Origin of the sequence: Microvirga calopogonii (assembly GCF_003347665.1) — a bacterium.
Classification (GTDB): Bacteria; Pseudomonadota; Alphaproteobacteria; order Rhizobiales; family Beijerinckiaceae; genus Microvirga; species Microvirga calopogonii.
This window is the reverse complement of record NZ_QDGA01000050.1, coordinates 23499-32661: the sequence shown is the minus strand read 5'-3', so window position 1 is coordinate 32661 and position 9163 is coordinate 23499. Positions and strand designations below refer to the sequence as shown.

Genomic DNA, 9163 nt, shown 5'->3' with positions numbered 1-9163 from the left:
ATGGCGAAGGAAAAGTTTGAGCGGACCAAGCCGCACTGCAACATTGGGACGATTGGTCACGTGGACCATGGCAAGACGTCTCTGACGGCAGCGATCACGAAGGTTCTGGCGGAGTCGGGCGGAGCGACGTTCACGGCGTACGACCAGATCGACAAGGCGCCGGAAGAGAAGGCGCGCGGCATCACGATCTCGACGGCGCACGTGGAGTACGAGACCACGAACCGGCACTATGCCCACGTGGACTGCCCCGGCCACGCCGACTACGTGAAGAACATGATCACGGGCGCGGCGCAGATGGACGGCGCGATCCTGGTGGTGTCGTCGGCCGACGGCCCGATGCCGCAGACGCGCGAGCACATCCTGCTGGCGCGTCAGGTCGGCGTGCCGGCCCTGGTGGTGTTCATGAACAAGGTCGACATGGTCGACGACGCCGAGCTGCTCGACCTGGTCGAGCTCGAGGTGCGCGAGCTTTTGTCGAAGTACGACTTCCCCGGCGACGACATCCCGATCGTGAAGGGCTCGGCCCTGTGCGCTCTGGAAGACCGTCAGCCTGAGATCGGCCGCGACCGGGTGCTCGAGCTGATGGCCGAGGTCGACCGCTACATCCCGCAGCCGGAGCGTCCGGTGGACCAGCCGTTCCTGATGCCGATCGAGGACGTGTTCTCGATCTCGGGCCGCGGCACGGTGGTGACGGGCCGCGTCGAGCGCGGCATCATCAAGGTCGGCGAGGAAGTGGAGATCGTGGGTCTGCGCGACACGCAGAAGACGACGGTCACGGGCGTGGAGATGTTCCGCAAGCTGCTCGACCAGGGCCAGGCGGGCGACAACGTGGGCGTGCTGCTGCGCGGCACGAAGCGCGAGGACGTGGAGCGCGGCCAGGTGCTGTGCAAGCCGGGCTCGATCAAGCCGCACACGAAGTTCAAGGCCGAGGCCTACATCCTGACGAAGGAAGAGGGTGGCCGTCACACGCCGTTCTTCGGCAACTACCGGCCGCAGTTCTACTTCCGCACGACGGACGTGACCGGCGTGGTGAAGCTGCCTGAGGGCACCGAGATGGTGATGCCGGGCGACAACATCACGATGGAAGTCGAGCTGATCGCGCCGATCGCCATGGAAGAGAAGCTGCGCTTCGCCATCCGCGAAGGCGGCCGCACCGTCGGCGCCGGCGTCGTCGCCGCCGTGATGGATTAATTGAGAGGATCAAAGGACAGCGGCCGGGTTTCGGCTCGGTCGCTTCCCTTGTTGAATGGATAAGCCATGAACGGTCAAAACATTCGTATTCGCCTTAAGGCGTTCGACCACAGGATCCTCGACGCTTCGACACGCGAAATCGTGTCGACCGCGAAGCGGACCGGCGCTCAGGTGCGCGGGCCCATCCCGCTGCCGACGCGCATCGAGCGCTTTACGGTGCTTCGCTCGCCGCACATCGACAAGAAGTCGCGCGAGCAGTTCGAGATGCGCACTCACAAGCGTGTTCTCGATATCGTGGACCCCACCCCGCAGACGGTTGATGCTCTGATGAAGCTCGATCTCGCTGCTGGTGTGGACGTGGAAATCAAGCTCTGAGCCTTCGGGCTTGGAGCCTTCGGTAGACACGCCGAGAGGATACGCACATGCGCTCAGGCGTCATTGCACAGAAAGTCGGGATGACCCGCATCTTCACGGATGCAGGCGAGCATGTCCCGGTCACGGTTCTGAAGGTCGACAGCTGCCAGGTCGTCGCCCACCGGACCAAGGAAAAGAACGGCTACACCGCGCTGCAGGTCGGCGTCGGCAAGGCCAAGGTGAAGAACGTTTCGAAGGCCGAGCGCGGAAGTTTCGCCGTCGCCCAGGTCGAGCCGAAGCGCAAGCTCGCGGAATTCCGCGTCTCCGAGGATGCTGTCATCCCGGTCGGCGCCGAGATCACCGCCGATCACTTCGTTGCTGGTCAGTTCGTGGACGTCACGGGCATCACGACGGGTAAGGGCTTCGCCGGCGGTATGAAGCGCTGGAACTTCGGCGGTCTGCGCGCCACCCACGGCGTGTCGATCTCCCACCGCTCGATTGGTTCGACCGGTGGCCGCCAGGATCCGGGCAAGACGTTCAAGAACAAGAAGATGCCGGGTCACCTGGGTGTCGAGCGCGTCACCACGCAGAACCTGCGTGTCGTGTCGACCGACGTCGAGCGCGGTCTGATCCTGGTCGAGGGCGCCGTTCCCGGCGTGGCCGGCGGCTGGATCTTCGTCCGCGACGCGGTGAAGCGCAAGCTGCCGAAGGAAGTGCCGATGCCCGGCTCCTTCCGTACGGCCAACGATGCTGCGCCGGCCGCCCAGGCTGAGCAGGCCCAAGAGGAGAATGCGTGATGAAGCTTGATGTCACCACGCTCGAAGGCGCCAAGGCTGGCTCCGTGGATCTCAATGAGGCCATCTTCGGTCTCGAGCCCCGCGCAGACCTGCTCGCCCGTTGCGTCCGTTGGCAGCTCGCGAAGCGCCAGGCCGGCACGCACGCCGTCAAGAATCGTTCGGACATCGACCGGACGACGAAGAAGGTCTACAAGCAGAAGGGCACCGGCAGCGCCCGTCACGGCGCCGCGAGCGCTCCCCAGTTCCGGGGCGGCGGTCGTGCCTTCGGCCCGCAGGTCCGCAGCCATGCTCACGACCTGCCCAAGAAGGTTCGCGCTCTCGCCCTGAAGCATGCGCTCTCGTCCAAGGCTAAGGACGCTTCTCTCGTCGTGATCGACGACGTGAAGCTCGCCGAGCCGAAGACGAAGGCTCTCGTCGAGCGCTTCGGCAAGCTCGGCCTCGGCAACGCCCTGATCATCGGCGGCGCTGAGATCGAGACGAACTTCCAGCGGGCTGCTCGCAACATCCCGAACATCGACGTCCTGCCGGTGCAGGGCATCAACGTCTATGACATCCTGCGTCGCGAGAAGCTCGTTCTCACGAAGTCGGCTGTCGATGCGCTGGAGGCGCGCTTCAAATGAGCCTGGACCCGCGCCATTACGATGTGATCGTAAGCCCGGTCATCACCGAGAAGGCCACAACCCTGTCCGAACAGAACAAGGTCGTCTTCAAGGTGCGGCTGGATGCGACGAAGCCGCAGATCAAGGAAGCGGTTGAGAAGCTGTTCGATGTCAAGGTGAAGAGCGTCAACACGCTCGTCACCAAGGGCAAAGTGAAGATGTTCCGCGGCACCCGCGGCCAGCGGTCGGACGTGAAGAAGGCGGTCGTAACCCTCGTTGAGGGCCAGACCATCGACGTCACGACGGGCCTCTGATCGGTTGAGAGAGTGATCCGATGGCTTTGAAAACATTCAAACCAATCACCCCCGGCCTGCGCCAGCTGGTGATCGTCGACCGCAGCGAGCTCTACAAGGGCAAGCCGGTCAAGAAGCTGACGGAGGGCAAGAGCTCCTCCGGCGGCCGCAACAACCTGGGTCGCGTGACCGTCCGCTTCCGTGGCGGTGGTCACAAGCGCACCCTCCGTCTGGTCGACTTCAAGCGTCGCGCCCGTCTGGGCGATGCGGCGACCGTGGAGCGGATCGAGTACGATCCGAACCGCACCGCCTTCATCGCTCTGATCCGCTACGCCGACGGCGAGCAGTCCTACATCCTGGCCCCGCAGCGTCTGGCTGTCGGCGATCAGGTGGCGGCTGGCGAGCAGGTCGACATTAAGCCGGGCAACGCGATGCCGATCGGCAACATGCCGGTGGGAACGATCATCCACAACGTCGAGCTGAAGATCGGCAAGGGCGGCGCTCTCGCCCGCTCCGCCGGCACCTATGCTCAGATCGTGGGCCGTGACCAGGGCTACGTGACGATCCGCCTGAACTCCGGCGAGCAGCGCCTGGTCCATGGCCTGTGCTTCGCCAGCGTCGGTGCGGTGTCGAACCCGGACCACATGAACACCTCGATCGGTAAGGCTGGTCGTAACCGTTGGCTCGGCAAGCGTCCGCACAACCGCGGCGTTTCCATGAACCCGATCGACCACCCGCACGGTGGTGGTGAGGGCCGCACCTCCGGTGGTCGTCATCCGGTGTCCCCGTGGGGCGTACCGACCAAGGGCAAGAAAACCCGTTCGAACAAGCGGACCGACAAGTTCATCGTGTCGAGCCGCCACGCTCGGAAGAAGTAAGGATAGAGGCACGTCATGGCACGTTCGCTTTGGAAGGGTCCGTTCGTCGACGGCTACCTCCTCAAGAAGGCCGAGGCTGCCCGTTCCTCGGGCCGCAACGAGGTTATCAAGATCTGGAGCCGCCGCTCCACGATCCTCCCGCAGTTCGTGGGCCTCACTTTCGGGGTCTACAACGGTCAGAAGCACATTCCCGTCTCCGTGAACGAGGAAATGGTGGGTCACAAGTTCGGCGAGTTCTCGCCGACCCGCACTTTCCACGGCCACGCGGCGGACAAGAAGGCGAAGAGGAAGTAAGATGGGTAAGGCCGCGACTCCTCGCGCACTGAGCGACACCGAGGCTCAAGCCGTCGCTCGCATGCTGCGCGTCAGCCCCCAGAAGCTCAACCTTGTTGCGGCCCTTATCCGCGGCAAGAAGGTTTCTGCGGCTCTCGCCGATCTCGAGTTCTCCCGCAAGCGCATCGCGCGCGACGTGAAGAAGTGCCTCGAGAGCGCCATTGCCAACGCCGAGAACAACCACAACCTCGATGTGGACGATCTCGTCGTCAGCCAGGCCTATGTCGGCAAGGCGCTCGTCATGAAGCGCTTCCACGCCCGGGCCCGTGGCCGGGGTGCTCGTATCATGAAGCCGTTCTCGAACCTCACGATCGTGGTTCGGGAAGTTGCCGAACAGGCATAAAGGAGAACCAGATGGGTCAGAAAGTTAACCCGATCGGTCTTCGGCTCGGCATCAACCGGACCTGGGACTCGCGCTGGTTCGCCGGCAAGGGCGAGTACGCCAAGCTGATGCACGAGGACATGGCGATCCGCGAAGCTCTCATGAAGCAGCTGAAGCAGGCCGCCGTTTCGAAGATCGTGATCGAACGCCCGCACAAGAAGTGCCGCGTCACCATCCACTCGGGTCGTCCGGGCGTGGTGATCGGCAAGAAGGGCGCCGACATCGAGAAGCTGCGCAAGCTGGTTTCGAAGATGACGGACGCCGACGTGGCGATCAACATCGTCGAAGTCCGCAAGCCGGAAGTCGACGCGACGCTGGTGGCCGACTCGATCGCTCAGCAGCTCGAGCGCCGTGTCGCTTTCCGCCGCGCCATGAAGCGCGCCGTTCAGTCGGCGATGCGTCTGGGCGCCGAGGGCATCCGTATCAACTGCTCGGGCCGTCTGGGTGGCGCTGAAATCGCCCGCCTCGAATGGTACCGCGAGGGTCGCGTTCCGCTGCATACCCTGCGTGCGGATGTGGATTACGGCACGTCCACGGCCTTCACGACCTATGGCACCTGCGGCATCAAGGTCTGGATCTTCAAGGGCGAAATCCTCGAGCACGATCCGATGGCCCAGGACAAGCGGATGAACGACGAAGGAGGCCGCTCCGGTGGCCGCCGCGAGCAAGCGGCGTAACCGAGAGGTCAGGAGAGGTTTGCCATGTTGCAACCGAAGAAAACCAAGTTCCGTAAGCAGTTCAAGGGCCGCATCTCCGGCACTGCGAAGGGCGGTACGGACCTCAACTTCGGCCAGTTCGGCCTGAAGGCGATGGAACCCGAGCGCGTCAACGCTCGTCAGATCGAGGCGGCTCGCCGCGCCATCACCCGCGCCATGAAGCGCGCGGGCCGTGTGTGGATCCGCATCTTCCCGGACGTGCCGGTGTCGACCAAGCCGACCGAAGTGCGTATGGGTAAGGGTAAGGGCGCTCCCGAGTATTGGGCAGCCAAGGTGAAGCCTGGCCGCATCATGTTCGAGATCGACGGCGTGCCGGAGGATATCGCCCGTGAGGCGCTCCGTCTCGGCGCTGCCAAGCTCCCGATCAAGACGCGCTTCATCCAGCGCATTGCCGAGTAAAGGAGGGGATCATGAAGTCTAAGCAGAGAGCCTCCGACCTCAATGCGATGTCGCAGGACCAGCTGACGGACGAGCTGCTGAACCTGAAGAAGGAGCAGTTCAACCTCCGCTTCCAGCGTGCGACCGGTCAGCTCGAAAACACCGGACGCGTCCGTGAGGTCCGTCGGGACATCGCCCGCGTCAAGACGCTGCAGCGCCAGAAGGCCGCTGCGGCTAAGGCTTAAGAGGAAATCAAGATGCCGAAGCGCGTTTTGCAGGGCGTCGTTGTCAGCGATAAGCAGGACAAGACGGTCGTCGTGAAGGTGGAGCGTCGTTTCACGCACCCGGTTCTGAAGAAGACCGTGCGTAAGACGAAGAACTACCATGCCCACGACGAGAACAACACTGCCAAGGTGGGCGACACGGTCTCGATCGAAGAGACCAAGCCGTTCTCCAAACTCAAGACCTGGGTGCTCGTCGACCAAGCGGAGGCCTAAAAGCTTTCGTTTTGGGGTTGTCTAACGGGGGCGGTTCGTGTATACGGCCGCCTCTCTCGACATTTGAAGGGCAGGGGACGTCAGATCCCCGTCAGGCGTAGTCCGGGGGGCAATCCTGCCTTGGCCCGGAAACCTGTCTGAAACAAAGGAAAGGATCAAAGCCATGATCCAGATGCAGACGAATCTTGACGTCGCCGATAATTCCGGCGCCCGTCGCGTGATGTGCATCAAGGTTCTCGGCGGTTCGAAGCGTAAGTACGCTTCCGTCGGCGATATCATCGTCGTATCCGTGAAAGAAGCTATCCCGCGCGGCCGCGTGAAGAAGGGCGACGTCATGAAGGCGGTCGTCGTGCGCACCGCCAAGGACATCCGCCGCGCTGACGGCTCGGTCATCCGTTTCGACCGTAACGCCGCCGTTCTGATCAACAATCAGAAAGAGCCGGTCGGCACCCGTATCTTCGGCCCCGTTCCGCGTGAACTGCGTGCCAAGAACCACATGAAAATCATTTCGCTTGCGCCGGAGGTGCTCTAATGGCCGCGAAGATCAAGAAGGGCGACAAGGTCGTTGTCCTGACCGGTCGCGACAAGGGCAAGACCGGTGAAGTCGTGCAGGTGCTCCCGAAGGAAGAGCGCGCGGTCGTCCGTGGCGTGAACCTCGTGAAGCGCCACCAGCGCCAGACGGCAAACGCCGAGGGCGGCATCATCTCGAAAGAGGCTGCCATCCACCTGTCGAACCTGGCCTACGCGGACCCGAAGGACGGCAAGCCGACCCGGGTTGGTTTCAAAGTTCTCGAAGACGGCCGCAAGGTTCGTTTCGCCAAGCGTTCGGGAGACCTGATCGATGGCTAAGGCTCAGGTGGACGGCTACACGCCGCGGCTGAAGAAGCACTACGAGGAAGTGGTGCGTCCGAAGCTCATTGAAGAATTCGGCTACAAGAACCCCATGGAAGTGCCGACGATCGAGAAGATCGTCCTCAACATGGGCGTTGGCGAATCGACCGCCGACTCGAAGAAGGCTTCGGTCGCTGCTGCCGATCTCGCTCTCATCGCCGGCCAGAAGCCGGTGATCACGAAGGCCCGCAAGGCTATCTCGCAGTTCAAGGTTCGCGAGGGCATGCCGATCGGTGCCAAGGTTACGCTGCGCAAGGCTCGCATGTACGAGTTCCTTGACCGTCTCGTGACCGTCGCTCTTCCCCGCGTCCGCGACTTCCGGGGCCTGAACCCCAAGTCGTTCGACGGCCGCGGCAACTACGCAATGGGTATCAAGGAGCACCTGGTGTTCCCTGAGATCAATTACGACAGGGTCGAGCAGGTTTGGGGCATGGACGTCGTCATCACCACCACGGCGAAGACCGACGAAGAAGCCCGCGCCCTGCTGCGTCACTTCAACTTCCCGTTCCGGCAGTGAGGATAGCTGTCCTCAAACGCGGACACTGGAGATAAAAGCATGGCTAAGAAAAGCGCTATTGAGAAGAACAAGCATCGTCGCGACCTGGTGAAGAAGTTCGCCGGACGCCGCGAGCGCCTCCTGGCGGTCGCCAACGACGAGTCGAAGTCCATGGAGGAGCGCTTCGAGGCGCGCCTCAAGCTGGCTGAGCTGCCGCGCAACGCGAGCAAGACCCGCATCCGCAACCGTTGCGAGATCACGGGCCGCCCGCGCGCTTACTATCGCAAGCTCGGCATGTCGCGTATCGCTCTGCGCGAACTGGGCAACAAGGGCCTGATTCCGGGCCTCGTGAAGTCCAGCTGGTAAGGGGGAGGGCATTATATGATCAACGATCCGTTGGGCGATATGCTCACCCGTATCCGTAACGCGCAGATGCGCCGTCGCGGATCCGTCTCCACCCCCGGCTCGAAGCTTCGCGCCCGTGTCCTCGAAGTTCTGAAGAGCGAGGGCTACATCCGCGACTATTCGCAGACCGAGTTCGGCAACGGCCGGACGGAGTTCTCGATCGAGCTGAAGTACTATGACGGTCAGCCGGTGATCCGCTCCATCGAGCGCGTCTCCAAGCCGGGCCGCCGCGTGTATGCCTCCGTCGACACCATGCCCCGCGTGGCTGACGGCCTCGGCATCACCATCCTCTCGACGCCTCAGGGCGTGATGGCCGACCATGAGGCCCGTGAGAGGAACGTGGGCGGCGAAGTGCTCTGCAAGGTCTTCTAAGGCCAGGCACCCGCACAGAACCACGGAGATTCGAAAATGTCCCGAGTAGGCAAGAAGCCCGTTACGGTTCCGTCAGGTGTGACGGCTACCGTTGACGGTCAGATGGTTAAGGTGAAGGGCTCGAAGGGCGAACTCTCGTTCCTCGTTCCCGAAGAAGTGTCGGTTGCTCTTGAGAACGGCGCCGTGTCGGTGAACCCGCGCGACGAGTCCAAGACGGCCCGTGCGAAGTGGGGCATGTCCCGTGCCCAGGTGGCGAACCTGGTCGAAGGCGTGTCCAAGGGCTTCGAGAAGCGCCTCGAGATCAACGGCGTCGGCTACAAGGCCGCCGTTGCCGGCAAGGTGCTGAAGCTGTCGCTGGGCTACAGCCACGATATCGACTACGCGATCCCGGCCGGTGTCACGATCACGACGCCGAAGCCGACGGAAGTCGTCGTGGCCGGCATCGACAAGCAGGTCGTCGGTCAGACCGCCGCCGAGATCCGCGAGTATCGCGGTCCGGAGCCCTACAAGGGCAAGGGCGTCAAGTACTCCGACGAGTTCATCTTCCGTAAGGAAGGCAAGAAGAAGTAAGGACGACGTAT

General features: G+C 63.0%; 18 protein-coding genes. All 18 read left to right on the top strand.

Annotated elements, in window-relative coordinates; all coding sequences use genetic code 11:
- Window positions 1-1191, top strand: a complete 1191-nt coding sequence (gene tuf / locus DDF70_RS24640; protein ID WP_114947423.1) for an elongation factor Tu — start codon at window positions 1-3, stop codon at window positions 1189-1191.
- Between the two features lie 66 nt (window positions 1192-1257).
- A complete protein-coding gene (rpsJ, locus tag DDF70_RS24635) occupies window positions 1258-1566 on the top strand; it encodes a 30S ribosomal protein S10 (RefSeq protein ID WP_009764298.1) in 309 nt (102 codons plus the stop codon).
- 47 nt (window positions 1567-1613) lie between these two features.
- The gene (gene rplC / locus DDF70_RS24630; protein ID WP_114947422.1) at window positions 1614-2342 is read left to right on the top strand and encodes a 50S ribosomal protein L3; all 729 of its coding nucleotides are present in this window, start codon (window positions 1614-1616) and stop codon (window positions 2340-2342) included.
- The gene (gene rplD, locus DDF70_RS24625; RefSeq protein ID WP_114947421.1) at window positions 2342-2962 is read left to right on the top strand and encodes a 50S ribosomal protein L4; all 621 of its coding nucleotides are present in this window, start codon (window positions 2342-2344) and stop codon (window positions 2960-2962) included. Before rplC ends, rplD begins: the two co-directional genes overlap by 1 nt.
- Complete coding sequence (locus DDF70_RS24620) at window positions 2959-3255, top strand: 50S ribosomal protein L23 (RefSeq protein ID WP_114947420.1); 297 nt, start codon at window positions 2959-2961, stop codon at window positions 3253-3255. The genes rplD and DDF70_RS24620 overlap by 4 nt, the downstream gene beginning before the upstream one ends.
- A 20-nt stretch (window positions 3256-3275) precedes the next feature.
- Entirely contained in the window at window positions 3276-4112 is an 837-nt protein-coding gene (rplB, locus tag DDF70_RS24615) for a 50S ribosomal protein L2 (protein WP_114947419.1), read from the top strand.
- 15 nt (window positions 4113-4127) lie between these two features.
- Complete coding sequence (gene rpsS, locus DDF70_RS24610) at window positions 4128-4406, top strand: 30S ribosomal protein S19 (protein ID WP_009764303.1); 279 nt, start codon at window positions 4128-4130, stop codon at window positions 4404-4406.
- Window position 4407: 1 nt separating this feature from the next.
- On the top strand, window positions 4408-4788 hold the full coding sequence (rplV, locus tag DDF70_RS24605; protein WP_009764304.1) for a 50S ribosomal protein L22: 381 nt from the start codon (window positions 4408-4410) through the stop codon (window positions 4786-4788).
- Window positions 4789-4799: 11 nt separating this feature from the next.
- On the top strand, window positions 4800-5504 hold the full coding sequence (gene rpsC, locus DDF70_RS24600) for a 30S ribosomal protein S3 (RefSeq protein WP_036358354.1): 705 nt from the start codon (window positions 4800-4802) through the stop codon (window positions 5502-5504).
- 24 nt (window positions 5505-5528) lie between these two features.
- A complete protein-coding gene (rplP, locus tag DDF70_RS24595; RefSeq protein WP_009764306.1) occupies window positions 5529-5942 on the top strand; it encodes a 50S ribosomal protein L16 in 414 nt (137 codons plus the stop codon).
- 11 nt (window positions 5943-5953) lie between these two features.
- Window positions 5954-6166 (top strand): 50S ribosomal protein L29, encoded by a 213-nt coding sequence (rpmC, locus tag DDF70_RS24590; RefSeq protein WP_114947418.1) that lies wholly within the window; start codon window positions 5954-5956, stop codon window positions 6164-6166.
- Window positions 6167-6178: 12 nt separating this feature from the next.
- Complete coding sequence (gene rpsQ, locus DDF70_RS24585) at window positions 6179-6418, top strand: 30S ribosomal protein S17 (RefSeq protein ID WP_114947417.1); 240 nt, start codon at window positions 6179-6181, stop codon at window positions 6416-6418.
- 163 nt (window positions 6419-6581) lie between these two features.
- Window positions 6582-6950, top strand: coding sequence for a 50S ribosomal protein L14 (rplN, locus tag DDF70_RS24580; protein ID WP_009764309.1), 369 nt, complete (start codon window positions 6582-6584; stop codon window positions 6948-6950).
- A complete protein-coding gene (gene rplX, locus DDF70_RS24575; protein ID WP_009764310.1) occupies window positions 6950-7267 on the top strand; it encodes a 50S ribosomal protein L24 in 318 nt (105 codons plus the stop codon). The genes rplN and rplX overlap by 1 nt, the downstream gene beginning before the upstream one ends.
- Window positions 7260-7826 carry a 50S ribosomal protein L5 gene (gene rplE, locus DDF70_RS24570; protein WP_114947416.1) on the top strand — a complete coding sequence of 189 codons (567 nt, stop codon included), beginning with the start codon at window positions 7260-7262 and terminating at the stop codon, window positions 7824-7826. Before rplX ends, rplE begins: the two co-directional genes overlap by 8 nt.
- Before the next feature lie 39 nt (window positions 7827-7865).
- The gene (gene rpsN, locus DDF70_RS24565) at window positions 7866-8171 is read left to right on the top strand and encodes a 30S ribosomal protein S14 (RefSeq protein WP_009764312.1); all 306 of its coding nucleotides are present in this window, start codon (window positions 7866-7868) and stop codon (window positions 8169-8171) included.
- 15 nt (window positions 8172-8186) lie between these two features.
- Window positions 8187-8582 carry a 30S ribosomal protein S8 gene (gene rpsH, locus DDF70_RS24560; RefSeq protein ID WP_009764313.1) on the top strand — a complete coding sequence of 132 codons (396 nt, stop codon included), beginning with the start codon at window positions 8187-8189 and terminating at the stop codon, window positions 8580-8582.
- A 36-nt stretch (window positions 8583-8618) separates the two neighbouring features.
- Window positions 8619-9152, top strand: a complete 534-nt coding sequence (gene rplF / locus DDF70_RS24555) for a 50S ribosomal protein L6 (RefSeq protein ID WP_114947415.1) — start codon at window positions 8619-8621, stop codon at window positions 9150-9152.
- Window positions 9153-9163: the final 11 nt, after the last annotated feature.

Excerpts from the sequence above, each read along its gene's own strand:
- tuf (WP_114947423.1), top strand. The coding sequence starts at position 1 with ATGGCGAAGGAAAAGTTTGAGCGGACCAAGCCGCACTGCAACATTGGG.
- rpsJ (WP_009764298.1), top strand. The coding sequence starts at position 1,258 with ATGAACGGTCAAAACATTCGTATTCGCCTTAAGGCGTTCGACCACAGG.
- rplC (WP_114947422.1), top strand. The coding sequence starts at position 1,614 with ATGCGCTCAGGCGTCATTGCACAGAAAGTCGGGATGACCCGCATCTTC.
- rplD (WP_114947421.1), top strand. The coding sequence starts at position 2,342 with ATGAAGCTTGATGTCACCACGCTCGAAGGCGCCAAGGCTGGCTCCGTG.
- DDF70_RS24620 (WP_114947420.1), top strand. The coding sequence starts at position 2,959 with ATGAGCCTGGACCCGCGCCATTACGATGTGATCGTAAGCCCGGTCATC.
- rplB (WP_114947419.1), top strand. The coding sequence starts at position 3,276 with ATGGCTTTGAAAACATTCAAACCAATCACCCCCGGCCTGCGCCAGCTG.
- rpsS (WP_009764303.1), top strand. The coding sequence starts at position 4,128 with ATGGCACGTTCGCTTTGGAAGGGTCCGTTCGTCGACGGCTACCTCCTC.
- rplV (WP_009764304.1), top strand. The coding sequence starts at position 4,408 with ATGGGTAAGGCCGCGACTCCTCGCGCACTGAGCGACACCGAGGCTCAA.
- rpsC (WP_036358354.1), top strand. The coding sequence starts at position 4,800 with ATGGGTCAGAAAGTTAACCCGATCGGTCTTCGGCTCGGCATCAACCGG.
- rplP (WP_009764306.1), top strand. The coding sequence starts at position 5,529 with ATGTTGCAACCGAAGAAAACCAAGTTCCGTAAGCAGTTCAAGGGCCGC.
- rpmC (WP_114947418.1), top strand. The coding sequence starts at position 5,954 with ATGAAGTCTAAGCAGAGAGCCTCCGACCTCAATGCGATGTCGCAGGAC.
- rpsQ (WP_114947417.1), top strand. The coding sequence starts at position 6,179 with ATGCCGAAGCGCGTTTTGCAGGGCGTCGTTGTCAGCGATAAGCAGGAC.
- rplN (WP_009764309.1), top strand. The coding sequence starts at position 6,582 with ATGATCCAGATGCAGACGAATCTTGACGTCGCCGATAATTCCGGCGCC.
- rplX (WP_009764310.1), top strand. The coding sequence starts at position 6,950 with ATGGCCGCGAAGATCAAGAAGGGCGACAAGGTCGTTGTCCTGACCGGT.
- rplE (WP_114947416.1), top strand. The coding sequence starts at position 7,260 with ATGGCTAAGGCTCAGGTGGACGGCTACACGCCGCGGCTGAAGAAGCAC.
- rpsN (WP_009764312.1), top strand. The coding sequence starts at position 7,866 with ATGGCTAAGAAAAGCGCTATTGAGAAGAACAAGCATCGTCGCGACCTG.
- rpsH (WP_009764313.1), top strand. The coding sequence starts at position 8,187 with ATGATCAACGATCCGTTGGGCGATATGCTCACCCGTATCCGTAACGCG.
- rplF (WP_114947415.1), top strand. The coding sequence starts at position 8,619 with ATGTCCCGAGTAGGCAAGAAGCCCGTTACGGTTCCGTCAGGTGTGACG.